The organism is Mesorhizobium sp. CNPSo 4671 (assembly GCF_057784245.1).
This window is the reverse complement of sequence record NZ_JBWLUW010000009.1, coordinates 73878-97496: the sequence shown is the minus strand read 5'-3', so window position 1 is coordinate 97496 and position 23619 is coordinate 73878. Positions and strand designations below refer to the sequence as shown.

General features: G+C 62.4%; 28 protein-coding genes. 11 read left to right on the top strand and 17 right to left on the bottom strand.

What is annotated here, in order from left to right; all coding sequences use genetic code 11:
* Positions 1 to 43 precede the first annotated feature (43 nt).
* Both AC04SF_RS24215 and purL read right to left on the bottom strand, forming a co-directional pair.
* Complete coding sequence (locus AC04SF_RS24215; protein ID WP_488479832.1) at positions 44 to 568, bottom strand: hypothetical protein; 525 nt, start codon at positions 566 to 568, stop codon at positions 44 to 46.
* Positions 565 to 2796, bottom strand: coding sequence for a phosphoribosylformylglycinamidine synthase subunit PurL (purL, locus tag AC04SF_RS24210; RefSeq protein WP_488479831.1), 2232 nt, complete (start codon positions 2794 to 2796; stop codon positions 565 to 567). Before purL ends, AC04SF_RS24215 begins: the two co-directional genes overlap by 4 nt.
* Before the next feature lie 234 nt (positions 2797 to 3030).
* On the opposite strand from purL, the gene AC04SF_RS24205 reads away from it, so the two are divergent.
* Positions 3031 to 3195, top strand: coding sequence for a hypothetical protein (locus AC04SF_RS24205; protein ID WP_202350504.1), 165 nt, complete (start codon positions 3031 to 3033; stop codon positions 3193 to 3195).
* Between the two features lie 14 nt (positions 3196 to 3209).
* On the opposite strand, the gene AC04SF_RS24200 is transcribed toward AC04SF_RS24205, so the two are convergent.
* A complete protein-coding gene (locus tag AC04SF_RS24200; RefSeq protein WP_488479830.1) occupies positions 3210 to 4622 on the bottom strand; it encodes an aminotransferase-like domain-containing protein in 1413 nt (470 codons plus the stop codon).
* Between the two features lie 93 nt (positions 4623 to 4715).
* Between AC04SF_RS24200 and AC04SF_RS24195 the strand changes: the two genes are divergently transcribed.
* Positions 4716 to 4967 (top strand): DUF1127 domain-containing protein, encoded by a 252-nt coding sequence (locus AC04SF_RS24195; RefSeq protein ID WP_488479829.1) that lies wholly within the window; start codon positions 4716 to 4718, stop codon positions 4965 to 4967.
* Between the two features lie 9 nt (positions 4968 to 4976).
* Here AC04SF_RS24195 and AC04SF_RS24190 read toward each other — a convergent pair whose 3' ends face one another.
* From AC04SF_RS24190 to AC04SF_RS24170, 5 genes are all read right to left on the bottom strand, one after another.
* Positions 4977 to 5618, bottom strand: coding sequence for a Pr6Pr family membrane protein (locus AC04SF_RS24190; RefSeq protein ID WP_488479966.1), 642 nt, complete (start codon positions 5616 to 5618; stop codon positions 4977 to 4979).
* 2 nt (positions 5619 to 5620) lie between these two features.
* Entirely contained in the window at positions 5621 to 6028 is a 408-nt protein-coding gene (locus AC04SF_RS24185) for a hypothetical protein (RefSeq protein WP_096445304.1), read from the bottom strand.
* Positions 6025 to 6690: a glutathione S-transferase family protein gene (locus tag AC04SF_RS24180; RefSeq protein ID WP_488479828.1), complete on the bottom strand. Its 666-nt coding sequence runs from the start codon at positions 6688 to 6690 to the stop codon at positions 6025 to 6027. The genes AC04SF_RS24185 and AC04SF_RS24180 overlap by 4 nt, the downstream gene beginning before the upstream one ends.
* An 87-nt stretch (positions 6691 to 6777) precedes the next feature.
* Entirely contained in the window at positions 6778 to 7446 is a 669-nt protein-coding gene (purQ, locus tag AC04SF_RS24175; RefSeq protein WP_488479827.1) for a phosphoribosylformylglycinamidine synthase subunit PurQ, read from the bottom strand.
* Complete coding sequence (locus AC04SF_RS24170) at positions 7443 to 7994, bottom strand: RNA 2'-phosphotransferase (RefSeq protein WP_488479826.1); 552 nt, start codon at positions 7992 to 7994, stop codon at positions 7443 to 7445. Before AC04SF_RS24170 ends, purQ begins: the two co-directional genes overlap by 4 nt.
* Positions 7995 to 8278: 284 nt before the next feature.
* Between AC04SF_RS24170 and AC04SF_RS24165 the strand changes: the two genes are divergently transcribed.
* The gene (locus AC04SF_RS24165) at positions 8279 to 9451 is read left to right on the top strand and encodes a hypothetical protein (RefSeq protein WP_488479825.1); all 1173 of its coding nucleotides are present in this window, start codon (positions 8279 to 8281) and stop codon (positions 9449 to 9451) included.
* 87 nt (positions 9452 to 9538) lie between these two features.
* Here the strand turns inward: AC04SF_RS24165 and purS are convergent, their stop codons facing one another.
* Together purS and purC are read right to left on the bottom strand one after the other, a co-directional pair.
* Positions 9539 to 9781 carry a phosphoribosylformylglycinamidine synthase subunit PurS gene (purS, locus tag AC04SF_RS24160; protein ID WP_096457228.1) on the bottom strand — a complete coding sequence of 81 codons (243 nt, stop codon included), beginning with the start codon at positions 9779 to 9781 and terminating at the stop codon, positions 9539 to 9541.
* Positions 9782 to 9816: 35 nt separating this feature from the next.
* A complete protein-coding gene (purC, locus tag AC04SF_RS24155) occupies positions 9817 to 10611 on the bottom strand; it encodes a phosphoribosylaminoimidazolesuccinocarboxamide synthase (protein ID WP_013532127.1) in 795 nt (264 codons plus the stop codon).
* A gap of 275 nt (positions 10612 to 10886) precedes the next feature.
* On the opposite strand from purC, the gene AC04SF_RS24150 reads away from it, so the two are divergent.
* The gene (locus AC04SF_RS24150) at positions 10887 to 11207 is read left to right on the top strand and encodes a DUF1476 domain-containing protein (protein ID WP_183458649.1); all 321 of its coding nucleotides are present in this window, start codon (positions 10887 to 10889) and stop codon (positions 11205 to 11207) included.
* Positions 11208 to 11375: 168 nt separating this feature from the next.
* Positions 11376 to 12149 (top strand): HpcH/HpaI aldolase family protein, encoded by a 774-nt coding sequence (locus AC04SF_RS24145; RefSeq protein ID WP_488479824.1) that lies wholly within the window; start codon positions 11376 to 11378, stop codon positions 12147 to 12149.
* Between the two features lie 26 nt (positions 12150 to 12175).
* On the opposite strand, the gene AC04SF_RS24140 is transcribed toward AC04SF_RS24145, so the two are convergent.
* Both AC04SF_RS24140 and AC04SF_RS24135 read right to left on the bottom strand, forming a co-directional pair.
* The gene (locus AC04SF_RS24140) at positions 12176 to 13369 is read right to left on the bottom strand and encodes an acyltransferase family protein (RefSeq protein WP_488479823.1); all 1194 of its coding nucleotides are present in this window, start codon (positions 13367 to 13369) and stop codon (positions 12176 to 12178) included.
* A 127-nt stretch (positions 13370 to 13496) separates the two neighbouring features.
* A complete protein-coding gene (locus AC04SF_RS24135; protein ID WP_488479822.1) occupies positions 13497 to 14045 on the bottom strand; it encodes an RBBP9/YdeN family alpha/beta hydrolase in 549 nt (182 codons plus the stop codon).
* 244 nt (positions 14046 to 14289) lie between these two features.
* Here AC04SF_RS24135 and AC04SF_RS24130 point away from each other — a divergent pair, with 244 nt between their 5' ends.
* Entirely contained in the window at positions 14290 to 15102 is an 813-nt protein-coding gene (locus AC04SF_RS24130) for a VOC family protein (protein ID WP_096445319.1), read from the top strand.
* A gap of 49 nt (positions 15103 to 15151) precedes the next feature.
* Here the strand turns inward: AC04SF_RS24130 and purB are convergent, their stop codons facing one another.
* The 3 genes from purB to AC04SF_RS24115 form a co-directional block, all read right to left on the bottom strand.
* On the bottom strand, positions 15152 to 16459 hold the full coding sequence (gene purB / locus AC04SF_RS24125) for an adenylosuccinate lyase (protein WP_038646437.1): 1308 nt from the start codon (positions 16457 to 16459) through the stop codon (positions 15152 to 15154).
* 157 nt (positions 16460 to 16616) lie between these two features.
* Positions 16617 to 17135 (bottom strand): hypothetical protein, encoded by a 519-nt coding sequence (locus AC04SF_RS24120; protein ID WP_488479821.1) that lies wholly within the window; start codon positions 17133 to 17135, stop codon positions 16617 to 16619.
* The gene (locus tag AC04SF_RS24115) at positions 17132 to 17854 is read right to left on the bottom strand and encodes a DUF2259 domain-containing protein (RefSeq protein ID WP_488479820.1); all 723 of its coding nucleotides are present in this window, start codon (positions 17852 to 17854) and stop codon (positions 17132 to 17134) included. The genes AC04SF_RS24120 and AC04SF_RS24115 overlap by 4 nt, the downstream gene beginning before the upstream one ends.
* 133 nt (positions 17855 to 17987) lie before the next feature.
* Between AC04SF_RS24115 and AC04SF_RS24110 the strand changes: the two genes are divergently transcribed.
* Entirely contained in the window at positions 17988 to 18242 is a 255-nt protein-coding gene (locus tag AC04SF_RS24110; protein WP_096445325.1) for a DUF2171 domain-containing protein, read from the top strand.
* Between the two features lie 9 nt (positions 18243 to 18251).
* On the opposite strand, the gene AC04SF_RS24105 is transcribed toward AC04SF_RS24110, so the two are convergent.
* Positions 18252 to 19277, bottom strand: coding sequence for a P1 family peptidase (locus AC04SF_RS24105; protein WP_488479819.1), 1026 nt, complete (start codon positions 19275 to 19277; stop codon positions 18252 to 18254).
* A complete protein-coding gene (locus AC04SF_RS24100) occupies positions 19277 to 20344 on the bottom strand; it encodes a branched-chain amino acid ABC transporter substrate-binding protein (RefSeq protein ID WP_488479818.1) in 1068 nt (355 codons plus the stop codon). The genes AC04SF_RS24105 and AC04SF_RS24100 overlap by 1 nt, the downstream gene beginning before the upstream one ends.
* 182 nt (positions 20345 to 20526) lie before the next feature.
* On the opposite strand from AC04SF_RS24100, the gene AC04SF_RS24095 reads away from it, so the two are divergent.
* The 4 genes from AC04SF_RS24095 to AC04SF_RS24080 are packed head-to-tail and all read left to right on the top strand — an operon-like array spanning position 20527 to position 23619.
* A complete protein-coding gene (locus AC04SF_RS24095) occupies positions 20527 to 21054 on the top strand; it encodes a flavin reductase (protein WP_095791541.1) in 528 nt (175 codons plus the stop codon).
* The gene (locus AC04SF_RS24090; RefSeq protein ID WP_488479817.1) at positions 21051 to 21980 is read left to right on the top strand and encodes an AAA family ATPase; all 930 of its coding nucleotides are present in this window, start codon (positions 21051 to 21053) and stop codon (positions 21978 to 21980) included. The genes AC04SF_RS24095 and AC04SF_RS24090 overlap by 4 nt, the downstream gene beginning before the upstream one ends.
* A gap of 4 nt (positions 21981 to 21984) precedes the next feature.
* A complete protein-coding gene (locus AC04SF_RS24085; protein WP_488479816.1) occupies positions 21985 to 23235 on the top strand; it encodes a vWA domain-containing protein in 1251 nt (416 codons plus the stop codon).
* Between the two features lie 45 nt (positions 23236 to 23280).
* A complete protein-coding gene (locus tag AC04SF_RS24080; protein WP_096445335.1) occupies positions 23281 to 23619 on the top strand; it encodes an XdhC family protein in 339 nt (112 codons plus the stop codon).

Sequence of the window (23619 nt, the reverse complement as noted above, 5' to 3'; positions counted from 1 at the left end):
CCGCGATTGAAGCCGTTCCGTCCTGCACCAGCGCGATTGTCGCCTAGGACGCATTCCTGTCCGGATGGACCGCATCGGTCGCAAGGTCGTCTTCGCGCATCGAGAAGGCGCGACCAAGGCTGAAGACCAGCACATAGAGCGGGATGTTGACCGCCAGATCGGCGATCGGCAGGTAGCTGGTCATTTGCCAGGCTGGCGAGAAGAACGGCTGGCCGTAACCATCGCAGACAAGCGAAGAGCCATATTCCCACAATGCGCCCAGGACGGCTGCGACAGCGAAAAGCTTGATGCAGGTGACGACCCGGCTTGCCCTCGCGGGTTCCGGCAAAAGCCGGCTCCAAAGCACGAGGCAGATGATCGGAACCGCATAGATGAGGTTCTGCAGCACCAGCATGGGCAGCGTGCCATTGGCCGAAGCCAGGAACTGCTCGCGCCTTTCCAGCAGCGGACAAACCTCGCTCGAGGTCGTCGACAGCAGGAAGAAGACGAACGGCCCGAGGAACCAGAAGAAGAACAGCGACGGCCAGAAGACGACTGCAAGCAGCGCCCGGACGGCCAGTGTGCTCAACTGGCCTGGTCCATGAAGCGGGGGAACCAGCCTTCATGCGCGGCCTTCAAGTCGCTGACCGGGATCGCCCTGGCGTCACCGAGCTTCAGCGTGTTGCCGCCGGTCGAGCCGATCCACGGCGCGAAAATGCCGAGCTCGCCCTGCTGCTTGCGGATGGCGTCCCATTCGTCGCCATGCGGATCGATCGACAGTGTCAGCAGATAGCGGCCCTGATCCTCCCCGAACCAGACCGGGATCGGATCGGTGCCGACAAGCCCGGGAACCGTCGCGCCGATGCCCGACGCCATCGCCATTTCGGCCAGCGCCACCGCGATGCCGCCATCGGAAACATCATGCGCAGCGGTGACGATGCCTGACGCGATCAGCGAACGCACATGGTCGCCGACGCGCTTCTCATGCGCGAGGTCCACCGGCGGCGGCGGGCCGTCCGTGCGGCCATGGATGTCTCTGAAATAGACGGACTGGCCAAGATGCGTACCCCAGGAGGGGGGCGCACCGACCAGCAGGATCATCTGGCCCTCAGCGGCAAAGCCGGCGCGCACCATCTTCGACCAGTCGGCGATGAGGCCGACGCCGCCGATGGTCGGTGTCGGCAGGATGCCCTGGCCGTTGGTCTCGTTGTAGAGCGAGACGTTGCCCGACACGATCGGGAAGCCGAGCGCGCGGCAGGCATCGCCGATGCCTTTCACCGCACCGACCAGCTGGCCCATCATCTCAGGCCGTTCCGGATTGCCGAAATTGAGGTTGTCGGTGGCGGCCAGCGGCAGCGCGCCGGTGGCGGTGAGGTTGCGCCAGCATTCGGCCACGGCCTGCTTGCCGCCTTCATAGGGATCGGCCTCGCAATAGCGCGGCGTCACGTCGGACGAGAAGGCGAGCGCCTTGGTCGCATGGCCTTCCACCCGCACCACACCGGCATCGCCGCCGGGAAGCTGCAGCGAATTGCCCTGGATCAGCGTATCGTACTGCTCCCACACCCAGCGGCGCGAGGACAGGTCCGGTCCGCCGAGCAGCTTCAGCAGCGCGTCCGCGACATCGGCCTGCGGGATGTCATTGGCGGCGAGCGGCGCCGGCTTTTTCGGCTCGACCCAGGGGCGGTCATATTCCGGCGCCTTGTCGCCGAGGTCCTTGATCGGCAGATCAGCGACCTGGTCGCCCTGGTGCAGCACGCGAAAACGCAGATCGTCGGTGGTCTTGCCGACAATGGCGAAGTCGAGACCCCATTTGTGGAAGATCGCCTCGGCTTCCTTTTCCTTCTCGGGGCGCAGCACCATCAGCATGCGCTCCTGGCTTTCCGACAGCATCATCTCATAGGCGCTCATGCGCTCCTCGCGCACCGGCACCTTGTCGAGGTCGAGCTCGATGCCGAGATCGCCCTTGGCGCCCATCTCGACCGCCGAACAGGTGAGGCCGGCCGCACCCATGTCCTGGATGGCGATGACGGCGCCCGAGGCCATCAGTTCGAGGCAGGCCTCGAGCAGGCATTTTTCGGTGAAGGGATCGCCGACCTGCACGGTCGGACGCTTCTCGTCGATCTTGTCGTCGAACTCGGCCGACGCCATGGTGGCGCCGCCGACCCCGTCGCGGCCGGTCTTGGCACCGAGATAGACGACCGGCAGGCCGACGCCCTTGGCTTCCGACAGGAAGATGGCATTGGTCTTCGCGAGGCCCGCGGCAAAAGCGTTGACCAGGATGTTGCCGTTATAGCGGGCGTCGAAATTGACCTCGCCGCCGACCGTCGGCACGCCGAAGGAATTGCCGTAGCCGCCAACGCCCGACACCACACCCGCGACGAGATGCCTGGTCTTGGGGTGATCGGGAGCGCCAAAGCGCAGCGCGTTCATCGCCGCGATCGGCCGCGCGCCCATGGTGAACACGTCGCGCAAAATGCCGCCGACGCCGGTCGCCGCACCCTGGTAGGGCTCGATGAAGGAAGGGTGGTTGTGGCTTTCCATCTTGAAGACGACGCAGTCACCGTCACCGATGTCGACGACGCCGGCATTCTCGCCTGGTCCCTGGATGACCTGCGGCCCGGTGGTGGGCAGCGTGCGCAGCCACTTCTTCGAGGATTTGTAGGAACAGTGCTCGTTCCACATCGCCGAGAAGATGCCGAGCTCAGTGAAGCTCGGCTCGCGGCCGACGAGATCGAGGATGCGCTGATACTCGTCTGGCTTCAGCCCATGCGCGGCAATGAGCTCGGGGGTGATCGGCACGGAATTGGAAATGGTCATGGGCGGCGATGTATGTCCATGGAGCGGGGATTTTGAGTCCCCTCTTATCGCAAGCTTTGCGGCCGATACACCCGTCGATGAACGAAAAAAGACAGAAAGCAACAAGGTGATGCCCGGGGCAGGCCCGCACCGGGGCTTGCAGGCGCCCGAGATCACTGTGAGGGATGCAAAGCCGAATGGGGAACGCTATGGCGTCCCGGCCGTTGGGTCTGCGACCATTCAGGAGACCGGACCATGGCTAGCAAGCAAGGCAAGAAAGACAATCGCCTCTCCGACAAGGAGGCCATGCATATTGCCGAGACCACCGACGTTTCGCCCGGGCAGGCCAAGGAACTGGCCGAAAAGCACGGCAAGGACAAGGCCAAGGAGGAAGCCAGAAACTTCAAGGCTGAGGGTTGATCCATTCAGCTCTCTCAGGAGAAGCTGTCATAGCCGGCGCGGCCTTCGTCGAGGAGGCGCCGGATGACGGCAACGCCGTTGGCGACATCGCCGCGCTGTCTCGGCTGCGAGGTGCCGAAGCGGACGCCGTGAAAGACCTGTTCGGATCGGCCGGCCTTGAACTCGTCCTCGTCGTCGATCAGCACGCCGTGTTCCAGACAGGCATTCTTGAAGGTGCCGGAAAGCCAGGGATCGGGCAAAGTCAGCCAGACGAAGGGCACCTTGTCGTGTGACTTGAACGCGACGCCGGCCAGCGTCTCGCGCACGATCGCGATGCGGGCGCTGATTTCGGCGATGCAGCGCTTACGGATATCGCTGGCCTGACCGGAAAGCACCAGCCTTGTATTCACCTCCGCCAGCAGGAAGGGCATGCCGCCGGTCATCATCTTGTGGGCGACACGGATCCGGTGGCGATAGGCAGGAGGGCAGGAGAGCCAGCCGCCGCGGATTCCGGCCGCCACCGATTTCGACAGGCCGCCGGCGACGATGGTTCTTTCCGGGGCATATTCGGCAAGCAACGGTGTCGGATCGTCGGTCAGGTGGCCGTAGAGGTCATCCTCGATCAGGATGACGTTGTATTCGCGCGCGACACGCGCGATCGCCACGCGCCGCGCAGCGGACAATGTCGTCAGGGTCGGATTCTGCGCCGTCGGCATCAGGAAGATCATCCTCGGATGCTTTTGCGCGCAGACGCGCTCGAAATCGGCCGGGTCGAGACCTTCGTCGTCGGACGCCACCAGCGCGGTGCGCCGGCCAATCAGCCCGGCACTACGGGATATCTGCGAATAGGTGAGGTGTTCGAAGGCGACATAATCGCCGGGCGTGGTGAGTGCGGCGATCGCCGCCATCACCGCGGCATGGGTGCCGAGCGTTGGAACAATGCTGTCGGCGGTCGGGCGGAAGGAGTTTCTCGCCAGCCAGCGGGCGCCAGCTTCGTACCAGCGGCCTGGAAAATCGCGCGTATAGCTCGAGATTTCATGGGGATGATCCTGCGCCGTGCGCGACAGCACATCTGCGACGTCAGTGCCCTGGCCGACATCGGGCGCCGCCGTGCTGTCGAAACGCAGCTTGCCCTGCGGCGCATCGACGGTGCGCGTGCCTTCCACTGTGACGTCGGGCGCCTCCGGTTTCACGCCGTCGGCGCGCCGGCCAAGCACATAGGTTCCACGCCCCACTTCGCCGCTCACGAGCCCGCGCTCGCGCAGCAATTGATAGGCCCGGCCGACCGTACCGACGGTGGTGCCGATGTCATAGGCGAGGTCGCGCTGCGGCGGCAGTTTTGTTCCAGCACCGATCACGCCCTGGTCGATGCCCGCTTCAACGGACTCGGCAAGGCGTTGATAGAGCGGCCCGGTGCCGGAGGTCAGATCTGGGAGCCAATTTGTCATGGTGACAATTTTCTATATTGCACCGGAATATGAGTCAATACATATCAATCACGCACAAAAAAGGGTGCAATTGAGAGTTTTGGCAGAAAGAAAATGGATACAATCGCGACAATCCGTCATTCAAGAGCCGCGTTTCCGAGCGAGTCGCTGCAGCCATCCGGCCAGCGAGGCTTTGTCGGCCGTCTGGTGCGCGTGGTCATGTCGCTGGCACGATGGATCGACCATTTGCTGGAGCGCCGGCGCGGCCGGCTGGCATTGCTGGAGATGACCGACGATCAGCTCAAGGACATCGGTATCTCCCGTTGTGATGCTCACCGCGAGGGCATCAGGCGTTTCTGGGATTAGAGGCCAAGCTTAGCGGACCCGTTTGGCTCCGCGATGGCCGATGCCGCGATCGATAAAAACGGCGACGACGCAGATCACCAGGAACAGCGCGGTGATGGCCAATGCCGCCATGGCGACACTGGCTGCGCCGTTCTTGGCGACATCAAGGAAGGGGTAGGGCACCTCGGCGGCAAACGGCGCCCGCGCCAGCGCATAGGCCAGATAGGCGATGGGATAGAGTACCCACCAGGAAATGTCGCTCCATCTTGTCCTGCCGTCGGCGCCCGCGATCAGCCACCACAGCACGAACAGCACCGGCGTTACGTAGTGCAGCAGCACATCGCAGAGCAGGAACAGTCCTTGCGGCTGCCAGAGCCGCGCCAGGACCGTGGCATAGACGATGAAGACCAGGGTGATCGAAACCGCGACGCCCGCCCGCATTCGTGACCCGGCGAAGGCCGGCAGCCAGGCATAGCCGGTGGATGACAGCAAGGACGTGTGCACCAGCACGGCGCCGATGTTGGTCAGGATGGTGAAGAAGCTGAACAGGAAGACGATCGAGCCGAGCAGGCTGCGCCCGGCGTCCATCGACGCTGGAATGCTGATGCAGAACTGCAGGACGAGGCTAGCCAGACCAATGGCCAGACCCGTCACCTGCAGGAAGCGGCCCATGATCAGGCCGTTGCGGCGCAAGCCGGATTACCGGCCTGCCAGCGGGCAATGTCAGAGCCGATGCGCGCGCCGAGCGGATCGTTCATCAGCGGTCCGAACGCGTCGACGCGGCTCGAATTGCCTTGCGCCTGCACGACCAGCAACGGTTTGCCGCCGTAGTGCTTGGCCGGCACCAGAAGGAAGCGCGGCGTGCCGCTGAACGAGTTCAACTCATTGGCCATCTGATATTGCTTGAAGGCCGGGTCCTTGCTGGCGATCCAGCATTTGTGGGCAGCGATCGCAACCTGTTCCATGGCCAGCAGCGCCGCGCTCTTGCCTGAGGGCACAGGCGTGCTCTTCGGGGTCGATTGGCACGACGCCAGGGCAAAGCCTGCCGCGGCGACGAGAACGATCGTCTTGCTCCTGATCAAGCGGCACCCATCTCGAGTTCGGACAGAAAGATCTTCAGGCCGTCGGTCATCTCGCCCCAGACCCGCGACAAGGCCGGATGCTGCGAGGCGATCTGTTCGTAGGCATCGAATTTGGGATAGGCGTCGAGCAAGGCGTGGCGGCCCGTCATGGCGCGGAAATTGTTGAAGATGAACCGCGTCGGCGTCAGCCAGGCGTCGGCGAAGCTGATGTCGTTGCCGAGTGCGAAGGGGCCTTGCACCATGCGCGCCTCGATCACCGCCAGCCCGTGATGCAGGCGGGCGAATTGGGCGTCGATCTCGGCATTGTTGCGCTTCGGTACGAAATGCAGCTCGAAAAGCTTCATTGTCGGCGTCAGCACGTCGAGATCGGTGATGCGGGCGAACATGCGCACCAGCGCGCGATCCTTGGAATCGGGTGGCAGCAGCGCCGGTTCCGGAAACCGCTCCTCGAGATATTCGGCGATGACCACCGATTCGACGATGGTTTCGCCCGAGCCGGTGATCAGCACTGGAATCCGGTTCATCGGCGAGACGGCGCGAAACTCCTCGGGGATCGGAAAACCCGGCGGTGGCGCGATGATCTTGAGCGGCACGTCCTTGATATAGGCCAGCGCCCGCACGATCGACGAGTAGGGCGACAACGGCCGCGAATAGAGTTTCATGACCGTCTCTCTCCCCTCAAAGCGGACTTGCCCAATGGATGGACTGAACTGTCCGGCTGTTTTTCAAGGCATTTTGCCTTGTTGATGTCACGCGGCGATGCCGAGCGCGCCTTCGAAAAGGGCACGGCCGTCGCTGCCGCCATGGGCGGCTTCGATCAGGTTTTCGGGATGCGGCATCAGGCCGAGCACATTGCCTTGTTCGTTGATGATGCCGGCAATGTCATTGATCGAGCCATTGGGGTTGGTACCCTCGGCATAGCGGAACACGACCTGGCCTTCACCTTCGAGGCGGGCAAGAGTTTCGGCGTCGGCGAAGTAATTGCCGTCGTGGTGCGCCACCGGCGAGCGGATGATCTGGCCCGGCTGATAGCGGCGGGTGAACATGGTGTTGGCGTTGGTGATTTCGAGCTTGACCTGCCGGCAGACGAACTTCAGCGACGTGTTGCGCATGAGCGCCCCCGGAAGCAGGCCGGCCTCGACCAGGATCTGAAAACCGTTGCAGACGCCGATGACTGTGACGCCCTTGGCGGCCTTTTCGGCAACCGCCCGCATCACCGGCATGCGCGCCGCGATCGCGCCGCAACGCAAATAGTCGCCGAAAGAGAAGCCGCCTGGGATGGCGATCAGGTCGACATCCGGGATTTCGGTGTCGGTCTGCCAGACGGTAGTCGGCGCATGTCCGGAAATCTTGGTCAGCGCTGCGATCATGTCGCGGTCGCGGTTGAGGCCAGGCAGAAGGACGACGGCGGATTTCATGGCAATTCCCGTTCGAGCATCTGAGTGAGATACCGGGGTGGAACGTGGTTGGTCAACCAGACACCGTTATCGGAGAGAAAGAATGACACCCCATCCTTGGTCATGGCTGCCGAGTCGACTTGCAGGATAACACTTTTTCCGGCGCGGCGCCGAGCGACGATCAGAGCCGTTTCGACATCTTTTGACAAGTGAACATGCTGGCGTGACTGGCTGGTCAGGCCCTCACGCAAAATGGCGGGTAGAAACTCTTCCTTGGTGCCGTGGAAGAGGACATCGGGCGGAACCGACGGCGGCAGGCCGAGATCGACATCGACACTGTGACCCTGCACGGCACGGATGCGATCGCCGTCGACGGCAAAGCGCTTTTTCGGATTTTCTTCGACGATGCGCAAAACATCGGCGGCCGATGCGCCGAATTTTGTCTGGATGACCGCGCAAAGCGCGCCGAAATCAGCCCAGCCGTTCTCGCCGAGCGATAATCCCGCGTCCTGCGGCGCGTGCCGCAGGACCAGGCTCATGAATTTCGAGATTTGCGTGTCGTTTGGCATTTAAGAAGCGGTCGCGCCACTGTGCTTGGGCGGCTTTATTTCAGTCCGTTCATTTGAGATATCGCGTGCCGGTCTAGCGAGTGGGAGCCCGCCGGTCAAACCGCCCATACCAAGATTTCTTGCTGAAGAGCGTCCACGAAGGTTTCAGGCGGTTACTGTTGATTAAGTCTACGCCCACGTCTGTGGGCTTCGAGAGACCTTATCGAGGATTTTCTACAGTACGAATCCCGAAATTAACATCTCTACTCGCAAGATGAATTTGCATACGAATGACTGAGGCTCGAGTGGACAGCGACAAGATCAAAGAGCGCGAAAATGTTCGACGCAGCATGTGGGTCTCGGCAACGATCATAGCATCGCTTTGCGCGTTTGCGTTCATGCTTGTGTGGGATGCTAGCCCCTCTACCGGAACGCTTTTTTCAACCTGGCTTTCCCTCGATACGGACCTGGGAGCATGCGCTGTCTCGTTCACGCGCCTGCTGCTGGCGACCACGATCATTTCGGTCGGCCTGGGCGTGATGTCCGCGGGGCTGGTCGTCTCGGATCTGATTGATGTCTTCAGCTACAAGAGAAGCTTTCGCGTTTACCGCAGGCTTTTCCTAGTCGGGACGGTCCTTACGGCATTGTTGCTGCTGCCGCTCATTTCGAAAGACGGTGGGTGGTACGCGGGCGGCCGTCACGGCATGTCGCGGATCGACCTCGCGAATGCCTGTATCGCCAGCCACTACACCACTTTCTATAGACTATACTGGAGCCTTCTCGTCGTCGTCATCCTGAGCTGGGCCAGCATGATGGTGTTGACGATCCTGCGGCGCGCAATCATTGACGGGCGTGATCCGAACGAGCTTTCCGACGATCCGCAAGTGAGGGAAATCCAGCTGCGAGCCCTGAAATGGTCTCAGCGCCGCATGGCAATTGGACGAATCACGTTCAAGCTCGCGGCGACCATTCTGGCAGCGGCGCTTTTTTTTGTTGGCGCGTCGTCCATGAAGCCCGCCATTGCCCGGTTCATTCATACATTCACCTGGGAACGGCAAAAAGTGAATGTGGTCGAGACCGGCATGCAATGTGTGCTGGAGGTCAAAGTCAGGCGCGAATGGGTGGAGCAGTCCCGTGCCGATTGCTCTCCTGACGCCGACATGATCCCGTCAACGCCGACGCCGGGCACCGGTGTCTGGCGCATCACGAAAGTCCCGACCGCAAAGCTTGCCTATCGTTCTCCGGACGGTGGCCAATACTCGTTCGACGTGGTCGGAGATTTTTATGTGAATTTCCCGACATCGGTTGGCGCCGAGATCGAGGTGCTGCGCAATCCGGCCAGCCCGGAGGGGATCGACAAGGTGTTCGATAATGGCGACATCCAGCGAATGGCCTACAAGCTGCTCATGATCGTCATCGGCGCCGTTGCGATCTACTTTTTGTGGATTCGCAGACAACAGAACCAGCGCCCCGTCTAAAGCAGATTATTGCTTGTGGGCAGGGGTTGGCCGTTGTTTCCAGCCCCGGCGAGGGCCAACTCGCAATCCATTAGCGGGAAGGCAGCTTCAGCCCAGCGTCACGCTATAATTCTCGATCACCGTATTCGCCAGCAGCTTGTCGCACATGGCTTTCAGATCGGCCTCGGCCTTGGCCTTGTCGCTTTCCGCCAGTTCGACGTCGAACACCTTGCCTTGCCGTACCGCGCCGACGCCATCAAAACCCAGGCCGGACAAAGCGTGTTCGATCGCCTTACCCTGGGGGTCGAGAACGCCGTTCTTGAGGGTGACGGTAATGCGGGCCTTAATCACGCTGGACATGCTCCTGTTCTAATATCGGTCTTGGTTCAGTGCGGCTTGCCTTTGAGGCCGTCGGTCGACGCGACAAGCACCGGACCGGTCGGGCGCGGTGGCTCATTCTCGTTCATGATGCCGAGGCGGCGGGCGACTTCCTGGTAGGCTTCGACGAGTCCGCCCATGTCGCGGCGGAAACGGTCCTTGTCGAGCTTGTCCTGCGTCGCCACGTCCCACAGGCGGCAGGAGTCGGGCGAAATCTCGTCGGCAACGACGATGCGCATCATGTCGCCTTCGAACAGTCGACCACACTCGATCTTGAAGTCGACGAGCTGGATGCCGACGCCCATGAACAGGCCGGAGAGGAAATCGTTGACGCGGATGGCCAGCGCCATGACGTCGTCGATCTCCTGCGGGCTTGCCCAGCCGAAGGCGGTGATGTGCTCTTCCGACACCATCGGATCATCGAGCGCGTCTGCCTTGTAATAGAATTCGATGATCGAGCGCGGCAAAACGGTGCCTTCCTCGATGCCGAGGCGCTTCGACAGCGAGCCGGCGGCGACATTGCGCACCACCACTTCGAGCGGAATGATCTCGACTTCCTTGATCAACTGCTCGCGCATGTTGAGCCGGCGGATGAAGTGGGTGGGAATGCCCATGCGGTTCAGATGGTTGAAGATGTACTCGGAAATACGGTTGTTGAGCACGCCCTTGCCGTCGATGACCTCGTGTTTCTTCTTGTTGAACGCGGTTGCATCGTCCTTGAAGAACTGGATCAGCGTGCCCGGTTCCGGTCCCTCATAGAGGATCTTGGCCTTGCCTTCATAAATGCGGCGGCGATTTTTCATCTGATTTTTTCTCTGGATTTGCGGGCAGGCGGCAAGCGACCAGTTCCTGTCCGTCTGCCTAAATTAGTGTGGCGACGGTTGGGTTCAATGCCGGGTCTATCCCAATCACATCGTTTGCTCAATCGGCAAATCCGTCCAACCAACCGCTTTCGGGACTGAAATGCCGCAGCGCAGCATATGACGAAGCGTATTGACCGGCCCGCGACCTTTTGGTTTGTGCTTTGGCAACACACATATCACTTGCCAACGAATCGGATTTGACCCGGAGGGACGCCATGAGCAGCATGAAAGACCGCGAAGAGGGCTTCGAGCGCAAATTTGCATTCGACGAGGAGCTTCGGTTCAAGGCCTCGGCACGCCGCAACAAGGCGCTCGGCCTGTGGGCCGCCGAAAAGCTCGGAAAATCGGGCACTGATGCCGATGCCTACGCCAAGGAAGTCGTTGTTTCCGACATCGAGGAAGCCGGCGATCACGACGTGTTCCGCAAGATCCGCAAGGATTTCGACGCCGCCGGCGTCGAGCAGTCGGACCATCAGATCCGCCGCACCATGGACGAACTGATGGCGCAGGCGATCGAGCAGATCAAGAACACCTGATACCCGGCCGGAGCAGGTTCCGCAAAAGTGTCCCACGGTTTTTGCGACGGGATCTGCGGCGAAAAGGATGACTGGACCAATCGACCGCCCGGCCAAGCCGGGCGGTTTTTCTTTGCCTTTGCCGCGGTTTCCGGCTGAAACTGTGATCCTTAACAAGGAAAGAGATAGATGTCCCTGAAGTCCCGTCTTGCCGCCGATGAAACGCTGGTCACCGCCTGGTCGGGCGTGCCGGACGCCTTGACCGTCGAGATTCTTGCCAAACAGGGCTTCGATGCCATCACGCTCGACATGCAGCATGGCGGTCATCACGAGGACAGCGTGCTGCGCGGTCTCATGCCCGTGCTTGCCGCCAACAAGCCGGCGCTGGTGCGCATTCCCGTTGGTCGTTTCGACATGGCAAGCCGGGCGCTCGATTTCGGCGCCGAGGCGGTCATCGCGCCGATGGTGAACTCGGTGGCCGACGCAAAGCTGTTCGCAGCGGCGATGAAATATCCGCCGCTCGGCGAGCGCTCGTGGGGCCCGACCTATGCCTTCCCGCGCCATGGCAAGGGCGACTATGCCGAATGGCTGCGCGACACCAACCAGCGCACGATCGCTTTTGCCATGGTCGAGACGCGCGCCGCGCTCGATGCGCTCGACGGCATTCTCGACACGCCGGGCATCGACGGCATTTTCCTCGGGCCATCGGATTTCTCGATCGCCTGGAGCAACGGTACGATCGTCAATTCGACGCTGGAAAGCATGATGGAGACGATAGCATCGGTCGCCGAACGCACCCGCAAGGCCGGAAAACATGCGGCGATCTATGTCGTCGAACCGGCAATTGCCGGCCGTGTCGTGTCGATGGGCTACCGCTTGCTCGCCACGGGATCCGAGCATGCGCTGATTTCGCTGGGGGCAAAGACCCTGCTCAAGGGCATCAAGGATTCGATTGACGCCTGATCCGCCTCGTCAAAGTCGGCGGGTTATCAGCCGACCGGTCGGGATGAGACATGAGCAGCATCGCGCGCTGTGGCCATCGCGCTACGGTGGCGGAACCTACTGAACAGGCTGGCGATTAGAGCAACCCACCAATTGTTGAATGCCATCAGCGGTAGCGCCGCCACGATTGAACCCAGCATGGCCACGGCTGCGCCCAGCGCAACCGAACCGCTGGCCAGGGCTACCCATGATCCAAGCGAGCCGATAACAGGAATATGCACCAGATAGAGTGGAAAAGATAAGTCGCCGAGGAAACGCGCCGCTTTGCCAGTCAACCATAGCGGCGGCTTTTCCAAGGTCAGCACGGCATAGACGAGCATGAGACTGCCCAGCGTAGCGACATAGGCCTGTCGTCTATATTCGGAGAGCCCGTCGATCTCCAGCACGGCCAAGGGTCGGTAAATACCGACGCCATTCCCCGCATAGCCCAGCATCACGAGTGAGACCGCGATGATCGCGATCCTTGACCATGTGGTCGGACGAAATTTCCAGCCGAGCAGGAGATAGAGCGAGAGGCCGATTGGAAAGGCGATAAAAATGAAGTTCACCAGCAATGCTATGAAAACGCCGGAGAGTAGGACGAACCAGGAAAGCAGTGGTATGCGGTCTTGGAAGGAGAAAATGGCCGGCGCAAGGGCAAACACCATGAGGCTGCCCCAGAACTCGTACCACATGGTCCATAGGCTGCCGTCATAATAATAGTCGCCAAGGATGAATGTCCGCCACGCGCCCTGATTAAAGGCATCCAGAAAGCTGGCTGCATCGGGTGACAACACTTTTGAGGCAGAGGCGAAACTCGTCAGCCAGGGCGACCCTGACAACGCGCCTGCATCAAGGAAAAAATAAAGATCGAGCTTGAAGAGGAGGCAGGAGAAAAGAACCGTGACGAGTACCGGGCCGGCCAGTCGCGGCAACCGTTTGAGTGCTCCAACCAGCAGGTCTCGCGGCTCGCGGCTGGTATAATAGCGCTTCACCAGCACGAAGGATGAAAGCACGAAGAACAGAAACACGGCTGATTTGCCATTCAACACGACGAAGAGGAGGCTCGTCTGCAAGGAATCGGCAGGGCCATTTGCAAAGATGCCGCTTTGCGACGGCGCAAAGGCAAGCATCACGTGCCAGAACATCACCACAATTGAAGCGACGCCCCGCACGAATTCCAGTGACTCATCCTTGTTCAAGTCTGTGCCTTTGCCTCACAACAGCCCGGGCCTGCGCGACACGTTGCCTGCTGCGAAGCCGGGCTGCTGGCCAGTGTTGCGGCAGCTATAGCCGCAAAACACTGCATTCCGGTGAATGCTTGATTGGCTAAAGGTCCGTCAGGAACTTGGCGAAGGTCATGGATCCCTCAGGCCAGGGGCCGAAGCCCGAATCCTGGTTGAGATGGCCGGTCTCGCCGGCATCGATGAACAGCGAGCCCCAGGCACCGGCAATGTCCTCGGCGACATTGAAGGCGCAGAACGGGTCATTGCGGCTGGCAATCACGATCGACGGAAAAGGCAGCGGTTCGCGCGGGTAGGGGCCGAAGGTCATCAGGTGCTTCGGCTTGATCTTGGGATTGGCGACATCGGGCGGCGCCACGAAGAAGGCGCCGGCGACCGGCTTGACGAAGTGCGGGATGGCTTGCACCGCCGCCGCGACGCCAAGCGAATGGGCGACGATGACGACCGGCCGCTCGGCCTCGTTGACGGCTTTGGCCACGCTCGCCGTCCAGTCCTCGCGCACCGGTTTCGACCACTCCGCCTGATCGACGCGCCGCGCCGTCGACAGTTTCGACTGCCAGCGGGTCTGCCAATGCTCAGGTCCGGAATTGGTGTAGCCCGGAACGATCAGGATATCTGCATCTTTGACTTTCATGGCGCTGAGATAGCGAGCGCGATTGTCTCATGCAACCGTCGATGGACAAGCTCTCGATCACAATGGTGAACACCATGTTCGCTTTTCGCGGTCTTGTGTGAACGATCACGATAGACGATCTCTCATCAGGAGAGAAACAGCCGTGAAGGACCGGATTTTGGCGCTGACACGACGTACAATGATCGGCGGCGCCGGGTTCCTGGCTTTGGGAGCTTCATCAAGCGTGGCCGCAACGGAGACAATGATGAGCGAACTGCCATTTGCCGCCACCACGCCGGTGAGCGTTGCCCGCGTCGGGCTGAAGGCGCGCGATGCCGAAAACCTCGCTGCCTATTACCGCCGGGTTGTCGGCCTGCAGGAGTTGAGCCGTGCCGATGGCGCGATCACGCTCGGCGCCGGCAGCCGTCCGTTGCTGGTGCTCGAGCCGGATGCCTCCGCCAAGCCGGACGATCCGCGCAGCGCCGGCCTGTTCCACACGGCCTTCCTGTTGCCCAGCCGCGCCGATCTCGGCCGCTGGATCAACCACGCCATATCAGACAAGATCGCCATCGAGGGTGCTTCGGACCATCTGGTCAGCGAAGCGCTGTACCTGACCGACCCCGAAGGCAACGGCATCGAGATCTATGCCGACCGCCGCCCCCAGGACTGGAAATGGAACGGCGACAAGATCGCCATGGCGACCGAGCGGCTGAATATTCCGTCCATTGTCGCCGAAGTCCCGGCAGGCGATGCCGGCTGGCAAGGCGCGCCGGAAAACAGCATTGTCGGCCATGTCCATCTGCGTGTCGGCAGGCCGGAAGAGGCCGAAGCCTGGTGGAACCAGGAATTCGGCTTCGACACGGTGGCCAAATATGGCGGCCAGGCCGTGTTCCTGTCGTCAGGGCATTACCACCATCATATCGGCGCCAATGCCTGGCAGAGCTCAGGCGCCGGCCGCCGCGACGCGTCGCGCTCAGGCCTCGCCTGGGTCGAGATGCGGTCCGACAATGTGGCCAGCGAAACGACCCGCGAGGATCCCTGGGGCACGGTGATCAGGACTGTTCCTGGAAAGGCTTGAGCGGCGTCGCGACAGCCTCTTTCTCCCCGTTTACGGGGAGAAAGAAAGCTCAGGCTTCCCCAAACACCCGCCTGAAAATCGTGTCGACGTGCTTGGTGTGGTAGCCGAGGTCGAATTTCTCGCGGATTTCCGCCTCGGGGAGCGCGGCGGTGACTTCCTTGTCGGCCAGAAGTTCCTCAAGAAAATCAGCGCCTTGCTCCCATACCTTCATGGCGTTGCGCTGCACCAGCCGGTAGGAGTCCTCGCGCGACAGGCCGGCCTGCGTCAGGGCCAGCATGACGCGCTGCGAATGCACCAGGCCGCGGAACTTGTTCATGTTCTTCAGCATGTTCTCGGGATAGACGACCAGCTTGTCGACGACGCCGGTCAGCCGCGACAGCGCGAAATCGAGCGTCACCGTGGCGTCCGGACCGATCATGCGCTCGACTGAGGAGTGCGAGATATCGCGCTCGTGCCAGAGCGCCACATCCTCCATCGCCGGCAGCGCCATGGAGCGCACCATGCGGGCGAGGCCGGTGAGGTTTTCCGTCAGCACCGGATTGCGCTTGTGCGGCATGGCCGACGAGCCTTTCTGGCCTGGCGAAAAATATTCTTCCGCTTCCAGCACCTCGGTGCGCTGCAGATGCCTGATCTCCGTCGCCAGCCGTTCCATCGACGAGGCGATGACGCCGAGCGTGGCAAAGAACATGGCATGGCGGTCGCGCGGGATCACTTGCGTCGAAACCGGCTCCGGCTTCAGCCCGAGCTTTGCCGCGACATGTTCCTCGACATAAGGTTCGATGTTGGCGAAGGTGCCGACCGCCCCGGAAATGGCGCAGGTGGCGATGTCCTCCCGCGCATGCACCAGCCGCTCGCGGCAGCGCGAGAACTCGGCATAGGCCTGGGCCAGCTTGATGCCGAAAGTTGTCGGTTCGGCGTGGATGCCGTGGCTGCGGCCGATGGTGACGGTGTCCTTGTGCTCGAAGGCGCGGCGCTTGAGCGCGGCAAGCAGGCCGTCAATGTCGGCGAGCAGAATGTCGCTGGCGCGGGTAAGCTGGACGGCAAAGCAGGTGTCGAGAACATCCGAGGAGGTCATGCCCTGGTGGATGAAGCGCGCGTCCGGCCCGACGAATTCGGCGAGATGGGTCAGGAAGGCGATGACGTCATGCTTGGTGACGCGCTCGATCTCGTCGATCTTCTCGACATCGAATTTCGCGGCACCGCCCTTTTCCCAGATGGTTTTCGCCGCTTCCTTCGGGATGACGCCGAGTTCGGCCAGCGCGTCGCAGGCATGGGCCTCGATTTCGAACCAGATGCGAAACCGGGTTTCGGGCGACCAGATGGCGACCATTTCCGGCCGGGAATAGCGAGGGATCATCGGTCAGTCCTGATGTGTCTAGAGCAATTCCAGGAAAAGTGTGCAGCGGTTTTCCGTCCGGAATTGCGAAAAGAAGGAGTTAGAGCAGGTCGGCGGTTTTACCAAACGCTAAACCGCTCTGGGTTCGCCCGCGTCCTAACAGAGGCGGACACAATGCTCAACGCCGCTGCCGTGCAAACCAGAGGCTCACGGCAAACAAGGCGACGAAACCCAGTGGAAAATAGAGCCTGATGCCCAGCACCACGAACTGGTAGGACGCCACCGCCATCGTGAAGGCGAGTTGAAAGCCCCAGGTGAGTGTGAAGGCGGGCGCATGCCATTCGGCATAGTAGGACCGGTACTGCAAGGCATAGAGCCCGGCGGCCAGCCCGATCGTCGCGGCGGCAAGGCACACCATTGCCGCTGCGAAGGCGACCTCCCGGCCTCTTCCCAGCGAGACCAGCCGTGCCGCGAACAGGCCAAGCGGAAAGGCCAGCGCGCCGCCGCCCGCAAACAGCAGCGACACGGTACGGATTTTCTCCGGCGTCACCCAATTGTCCAGCAGCAGGTTGATCAGCGCGCTGGCGCCCATGGTCGCGCCCCACAAGAGCGAGCCGAAAAGCGTCGCGCGCCAGCCGGGCAGTGCGCGGCGGACGTGGTTCACATTGCGGCTGAGTGTGGCGGCGTGCTGTATCACAGGCGGCCGGTCACGGCGATCCAGCGGAAGTCCGGTCCCTCGAAGCCATACTGGCGCACCGTGATCAGCACTGCATAGGCGCTGAGGCTGTCCATGGAGAATGTCTGGACCGCGCCGATGCGGTAGCCGTTCGGGCAGCCGCGGCTCTTGGGGATCGATTTGTCCTCATGCAGCACTTTGGTGGTACCGCCATCCTGCGCCTCGATGCGCAGCAGCCGGAAGCCATTGATCTCGCCCTGGCTATCACAGCCTTCGGTGTTGTTCATGCCGATCTCGTCCAGCCGGAACTCGAGCGGTTGGTCGACCGGAGAGAAGATCGGCCGTGGATTGACCACTATCCGATGCGGATCGGCCGAAAGCTCGGTCACCGGGTTGAAACCCGCGGTGATGCCGCGATTGGCGCTCAACTTGGCCTGGCTGACAATGGCCTCGCCCTTTTGCCGGGCCTGAAGGCGCGCTGTGTCGAGCGCGGCATTCTCGTCGTCGAGCCGGACCCGGATCGGCGTGCCCTTGAGAAAGCTGTCATTGCTCGTGTCGATGTAATAGCGGTTGGCATAGGGAAAGCCCGACCCGTCCTGGACACCGTATTCCTCGAAGGCGAACACGCTGCCGTCCTTGGTGAAGCCAAGGATCTCAAGCTCGGCGACATCGCCAGCACGGGCGATTGACGCCGCAAACTGTATGGCCAGGGAAACGGCAAACAAAATAAGCATTCGCATCGGTTCTTCCCCCAGCAGTCTCGATCCAAGCAATCCCTAGCACGGCCGAATCAAAACGTCGTGCGGCTGGAAAGCCGATGCATCCAATCGGCTCGTCGTTTGTTATTGTCGGCAGTCCCAATGGAGAACCACCATGACCGACACCAGCAAAATTCGTGAGCATATGGAAGTCGTCGGCGCCGATGGCGTGCATGTCGGCACTGTCGACAAGGTCGACGGCCAGCGCATCAAGCTGACCAAGGCCGACAGCGGCGAGGGCGCTCACAAGGGTCATCACCACTACATTCCTCTGGCCCTGGTTGCCGAGGTCGACGGCAAGAAGGTGTGGCTGTCGGCGAACTCCGATGTCGCGGTAACGTTCGAGGAAGAAAAATCCGATCCGGTCTGATCGACCGATTCAGCCCAAACGCGATGACCAGACGGGAAACAGGTCGTTGTCGGCCGGCGTCGCGGCAAACACGCCGCGGCTGATGGCGCGCGCCATGGTGGCGCCGGCCGCGGCATAGAGGTCGATTGCCGCATCGGCTTCGAGCACAATACCGCTCGTTCCCGTCGCCAGTGCGAACACCAGATCGCCATCCGCCGGCGTGTGCGTCGGCCAGATGGCGCGCACGAAGCCATCATGCGCCGACATCGCCAGGCGTTTTGCTGCGGCCTTGGTGAGGGCCGCATCCGTGGCAATGACGGCGATGGTGGTGTTGCCGCCCGTTTCCATCTGCCTGCCTGCCTGCCTGTCGCGGTATTTCAGCAGGATGCGCTTGGCGTCGTCGGGCATCGGCGAGGGATAACCGAGCCCGCCGAATTCATCGCTGATTTCAAACGGTGCCGCCCAAAAATGGCGGGTGCGGCTGACGGTCACCGAGCCGGTCGGGTTGACGGCGGCCAGCGCACCGATGGTGACGCCATTGTCCAGCAGCGTCGAGGCGGAACCCAGGCCGCCCTTCAGCCCCGCGGTCAGCGCACCGGTCCCGGCACCCGCCGTGCCAAGCTGGAAATCGCTGGCGGCGGATTGCGCTGCCTCATAGCCGAGGTCGCGGTAGGGTGGATAACGCCCCCAGTCCTTGTCGCCGCCATTGCGCAGGTCGAACAGGATCGCCGCCGGCACGATCGGCACGCGAAAGCCGCCCACTTCGAAGCCGATGCCGCGTTCGCGCAGCGCCGCCTGTACGCCGGACGCGGCGTCGAGGCCGAAAGCCGAACCGCCCGACAGCACCACCGCATGCACCGCCTCGACCGAATTGTGCGGTTCGAGCAGATCCGTCTCGCGCGTGCCCGGCGCGCCGCCGAGGATCTGGACACCGGCCACCGCCGGTTCGTCGCACAGCACGGTCGTCACGCCGGACTTCAGCTTGGCGTCGGCAGCGTTGCCGACGCGCAGCCCGGCAACGTCGGTGATCAGATTGCGCGGACCGGTGCGGAACATCAGTTGCTTTCCAAGGGCACGAAGCGCGTGCCGTCGAAGCGGAAGACACGGTAAGGGCTCTGGCTGAGGTCGCCCTTGGCATCGAAGCGGATCGGCCCGATCGCCGTGATGAAGTCATGCCCGGTCAGTGCGTCGGCCAGCGGCTTGTCCGAGGACAAGGCCGACGCCGCCTTGGCGATCTCGACCGCCGCATAGGCCGGCAGCGTGTAGCCGTCCGGCACGATTTTCTGCGCGGAGAAGCTTTCCAGCACCTTTGGGTCGGCGACATCGGCCCATTCGGGCGGCGCGATCATCAGCGTGCCCGTCGCATAAGGCACGTCGCCGGGCGGTGCGCGCAGGTTTTCGCCGCCGGCAAAGACGATGCCGGCCTGGAGCTGTGCTGTATCGCGGCCCATTATGGCAATGTCGTCGCCGTCACCGCCGGCAAAGACATGCGTGGCGCCGGCTTTCTTCAGCCGCCCGACCAGGCCGATCTGGTTGTCGAGCTGCGGCCGGAACGTGTCGACAAACACCGGCTTCAGCGCCGCTTGCTCGGCCGCCGCGCGAAATGTCTCGGCCATCTCGCGGCCATAGATGGTGCCGTCATCGATGATGGCGAACAGCTCGTTCTGCCACAGGCGGGTGAGGGTGGAGGCAACGGCGTTGCGCTCATCGTCGCCGCGCGGCCCGAGGCGATAGACCGGCCAGCTAGTCTTGGCGCGGCGATCGGTCAGGCTTTCGGTGCGCACGCCGACAGTGATGACCGGAATGTTGGCGTCCTTGAGGATCGGCATCGCCGCCTCGATCGCATCGGTGCAGAGGAAGCCGACCACGACACTGACCTTGGCGGCTGCAAAATCCCTGGCCGCGGCTGCACCGCCATCGGCGGTGCAGGCATCGTCCACGGTCTTGAGTTCGATACCGTTTGCTAGCGCTGCCAACCCGGCCCCGGCCTCGATCTGCTTGCCGAGGATGGCCGACGGTCCCGACAGGGGCGCGGCGACGCCGATCGTGAGCGTCTGGGCGCTGGCGGCGCCGGCCAGGAACAGCCAGGCCAGCGCGGCGGATATCGTTGCCCCGGGTCGCATCCTGCCGAAGAGTTCCTCCCAAGCCCGCGACAACAGCGCAGGCGCCAATTCCCGCCAAGACCTAAAGGCTGCCCGGCCCTGGTGCAACACGCGAATTTGGGGATATGGGCCAAGCACTTCGCTTGTGGCGTGTCCTGTCTGGCCATATATGTCAGGACGATACTGGCCATGGAATATTCCCGGTGCTGAAGAAGAACGATATTGGGCCGCAGGCCTATCGCGACGCGATGAGCCATTTTGCTGGCCACGTCCATGTGGTTACAACAGACGGGCCCGCCGGAAAGCGCGGCACGACGGTGATTGCCGCCTGTTCGGTATCGGACACGCCGCCGACCATCCTGGTCTGTCTCAACCGCGAAAATGCCAAGAATGAGCTGTTCGTGAAAAACGGCCGGTTTGCCCTGAACACGCTGGCCTCGCACCAGGAGCCGCTGTCGGTTGGCTTTTCCGGCATCACCGGCCTGCCGGTCGAGGAGCGTTTCGCGCTCGGTGAGTGGGATGTGATCTCCACCGGCGCGCCGACGCTGAAGGGCGCACTCGCCGTGTTCGATTGTGAACTGATCGACACCAAGGACCTTGCCACCCATCGTGTGCTTTTTGGCAAGGTGACAGGCCTGCGCATGGGCGATAATTTGCGGCCGCTGATCTATCACGCCCGCGGCTACCATGTCCTGGATAGCGGAGCGGCGGCGTTCACGGAGAAAGAATGACCGAACTGAAACCGCGCCCCGTACCGCGGACGATCGACGAGACGCTCGATCTCCTGACCGGCGCGGATTATGTGGCCGACCGGTCGCTGGCGACCGTGCTTTTCCTGTCGTTGCGCATGAACCGGCCCTTGTTCCTCGAGGGCGAGGCCGGCGTCGGCAAGACAGAGATCGCCAAGGTGTTGGCCGGCGCGCTCGGCCGCAGGCTGATCCGCTTGCAGTGCTATGAGGGGCTCGACGTCTCCTCGGCCGTCTACGAGTGGAATTACGCCGCGCAGATGATCGAAATCCGCATGGAGGAGGCGGCCGGCAAGGTCGACCGCTCCGCCATGGAGCGCAACGTCTTCTCCGAAAAATACCTGATCCGCCGCCCCGTGCTCGATGCGCTGACCGGCAAGACGGGGGCGGCCCCGGTTTTCCTGATCGACGAACTCGACCGCACCGACGAAGCCTTCGAAGCGTTCCTGCTCGAAATCCTGTCCGACTACCAGGTGACGGTGCCCGAACTCGGCACCATCAAGGCCGAAGAGCCGCCGATCGTCATCATCACCACCAACCGTACCCGCGAGATTCACGACGCGCTGAAGCGGCGGTGCCTTTACCACTGGGTCGATTATCCCAATGCCGAGCGCGAATTGGAGATCGTGCGCCGCAAGGTGCCGCGAGCCAACCAGCGGCTTTCGGCGGAGGTGGTCTCCTTCATCCAGAAGCTGCGCCGGATCGAGCTGTTCAAAGTGCCGGGCGTTGCCGAAACCATTGACTGGGCCGGCGCGCTGACCGAACTCGACAAGGTGGCGCTCGACCCGGAGACGGTGTCCGACACGATCGGCGTGCTGTTGAAATACCAGGACGACATTGCCCGCATCGGCGCGGGCGAGGGCCGGCGCATCCTCGACGAGGTCAAGGCCGAGCTCGCGGCGGCGGAGTAGCGCGATGACGGCATCGCGTCCCGACCCCAGACAGGCGACGGCGGACGGACGCATCGCTGACAACATCGTCTATTTCGCCCGCACCTTGCGCAAGGCAGGCATGCGGGTCGGGCCGGCCTCCGTCAAGGATGCCATCGAGGCGGTGCTGGCCGCCGGCATCGGCTCGCGCGATGATTTCTACTGGACGCTGCATGCGGTGCTGGTGTCCAGGCACGAGGATCACCCGGTCTTCGACGAAGCCTTTAGACTCTTCTGGAAATCGCGCGAACTGATCGAGAAACTGCTGGCGATGTTTTCGCCGGTGGCGCCTGATGTCCGGGAGAAGCAGAAGCCGCGCGCGGCCGAGAACCGCGTCAGCCAGGCGATGTTCGAAGGCCATCAGAAGAATCAGCCACCGCAGGAAGTCCCCGAGATCGAAGTCGATGCCCGCTTCACCTTCTCCGGCAACGAGGTGTTGCGCGGCAAGGACTTTGCCCAGATGAATGCAACCGAAATGGCGGACGCGAAGAAAGCTATCGCCGAGCTGCGGCTGCCCTTCGACCTGGTGCGGACCCGGCGTTTCAAGGCCGATGCGCATGGCCGCCGCATCGACCCGCGCGCCATGATGCGCTCTGCCGCGCGCACTGGCGGCGAATTGATCCTGCCGAAATTCCGCTCGGCCCGCGAAGTCCATCCGCCGCTGGTGGTGCTGGCCGATATTTCCGGTTCGATGAGCCAGTACACCCGCATCTTCCTGCATTTCCTGCATGCATTGACGGAAAAGCGCCGCCGCGTTCACACCTTCGTCTTCGGCACGCGGCTGACCAACCTGACCCGGCAGATGCGCCACCGCGATCCCGATGCGGCCCTGGCCGACTGCTCGGCGGCGGTCAAGGACTGGTCGGGCGGCACGCGCATCGGCGATACGCTGGCCGAGTTCAACCTGATCTGGTCGCGGCGTGTGTTGGGGCAGGGCGCGGTCGTGCTTCTGATCACCGACGGGCTGGAGCGCGACGATGTCGCCGGCCTCTCGCAGGAGATGGAGCGCCTGCACAAATCCTGCCGGCGGCTGATCTGGCTCAATCCGCTGCTGCGCTTCGACGGCTTTCAGGCTCGCGCCCGCGGTGTCAAGGCGATGCTGCCGCATGTCGACGAATTCCGTTCGGTGCACAATCTCGATGCGCTCGCTGACCTCTGCGCCTCGCTCGACAAGAAGTCGGCACAGTCCGTCGACCCGCGGCGATGGATGGATGCTGGCGCGAAGCACGCCGCGTAGCCATATGTTTAGCCACCGGAAAAACAGACTCTGAGAGAAGCGATCATGGACGACAGCATCTATCTCGATGAGGCCCGCGACCCGCTGATCATCGCGGAAGGCTGGATGAAGGACGGCAAGGATGTCGCCATTGCCACAGTGGTCGAGACCTGGGGTTCGGCGCCGAGGCCGGTCGGTAGCCATCTGGTCATCGATGCCGAAGGCAATTTCCACGGCTCGGTCTCGGGCGGCTGCGTCGAAGGGGCGGTGGTGAGCGAGGCGATCGACGTCATTGGCTCAGGGAAAGCCAAGATGCTCGAATTCGGCGTCGCCGATGAAACGGCCTGGCAGGTCGGCCTGTCCTGCGGCGGCCGTATCAAGGTTTATGTTGAGAGACTAGGCTGA

What these genes read in the sequence shown, in the direction of transcription:
- AC04SF_RS24100 (WP_488479818.1), bottom strand. Translation starts at nt 20,344, where the DNA reads ATGCGACCCGGGGCAACGATATCCGCCGCGCTGGCCTGGCTGTTCCTG.
- AC04SF_RS24130 (WP_096445319.1), top strand. Translation starts at nt 14,290, where the DNA reads ATGAGCGAACTGCCATTTGCCGCCACCACGCCGGTGAGCGTTGCCCGC.
- AC04SF_RS24170 (WP_488479826.1), bottom strand. Translation starts at nt 7,994, where the DNA reads ATGCCAAACGACACGCAAATCTCGAAATTCATGAGCCTGGTCCTGCGG.
- AC04SF_RS24180 (WP_488479828.1), bottom strand. Translation starts at nt 6,690, where the DNA reads ATGAAACTCTATTCGCGGCCGTTGTCGCCCTACTCGTCGATCGTGCGG.
- AC04SF_RS24110 (WP_096445325.1), top strand. Translation starts at nt 17,988, where the DNA reads ATGACCGACACCAGCAAAATTCGTGAGCATATGGAAGTCGTCGGCGCC.
- AC04SF_RS24090 (WP_488479817.1), top strand. Translation starts at nt 21,051, where the DNA reads ATGACCGAACTGAAACCGCGCCCCGTACCGCGGACGATCGACGAGACG.
- AC04SF_RS24190 (WP_488479966.1), bottom strand. Translation starts at nt 5,618, where the DNA reads ATGGGCCGCTTCCTGCAGGTGACGGGTCTGGCCATTGGTCTGGCTAGC.
- purQ (WP_488479827.1), bottom strand. Translation starts at nt 7,446, where the DNA reads ATGAAATCCGCCGTCGTCCTTCTGCCTGGCCTCAACCGCGACCGCGAC.
- purL (WP_488479831.1), bottom strand. Translation starts at nt 2,796, where the DNA reads ATGACCATTTCCAATTCCGTGCCGATCACCCCCGAGCTCATTGCCGCG.
- AC04SF_RS24145 (WP_488479824.1), top strand. Translation starts at nt 11,376, where the DNA reads ATGTCCCTGAAGTCCCGTCTTGCCGCCGATGAAACGCTGGTCACCGCC.
- AC04SF_RS24085 (WP_488479816.1), top strand. Translation starts at nt 21,985, where the DNA reads ATGACGGCATCGCGTCCCGACCCCAGACAGGCGACGGCGGACGGACGC.
- purB (WP_038646437.1), bottom strand. Translation starts at nt 16,459, where the DNA reads ATGATCCCTCGCTATTCCCGGCCGGAAATGGTCGCCATCTGGTCGCCC.
- AC04SF_RS24200 (WP_488479830.1), bottom strand. Translation starts at nt 4,622, where the DNA reads ATGACAAATTGGCTCCCAGATCTGACCTCCGGCACCGGGCCGCTCTAT.
- AC04SF_RS24195 (WP_488479829.1), top strand. Translation starts at nt 4,716, where the DNA reads ATGGATACAATCGCGACAATCCGTCATTCAAGAGCCGCGTTTCCGAGC.
- AC04SF_RS24105 (WP_488479819.1), bottom strand. Translation starts at nt 19,277, where the DNA reads ATGTTCCGCACCGGTCCGCGCAATCTGATCACCGACGTTGCCGGGCTG.
- AC04SF_RS24115 (WP_488479820.1), bottom strand. Translation starts at nt 17,854, where the DNA reads ATGCGAATGCTTATTTTGTTTGCCGTTTCCCTGGCCATACAGTTTGCG.
- AC04SF_RS24080 (WP_096445335.1), top strand. Translation starts at nt 23,281, where the DNA reads ATGGACGACAGCATCTATCTCGATGAGGCCCGCGACCCGCTGATCATC.
- AC04SF_RS24150 (WP_183458649.1), top strand. Translation starts at nt 10,887, where the DNA reads ATGAGCAGCATGAAAGACCGCGAAGAGGGCTTCGAGCGCAAATTTGCA.
- AC04SF_RS24205 (WP_202350504.1), top strand. Translation starts at nt 3,031, where the DNA reads ATGGCTAGCAAGCAAGGCAAGAAAGACAATCGCCTCTCCGACAAGGAG.
- AC04SF_RS24135 (WP_488479822.1), bottom strand. Translation starts at nt 14,045, where the DNA reads ATGAAAGTCAAAGATGCAGATATCCTGATCGTTCCGGGCTACACCAAT.
- purC (WP_013532127.1), bottom strand. Translation starts at nt 10,611, where the DNA reads ATGAAAAATCGCCGCCGCATTTATGAAGGCAAGGCCAAGATCCTCTAT.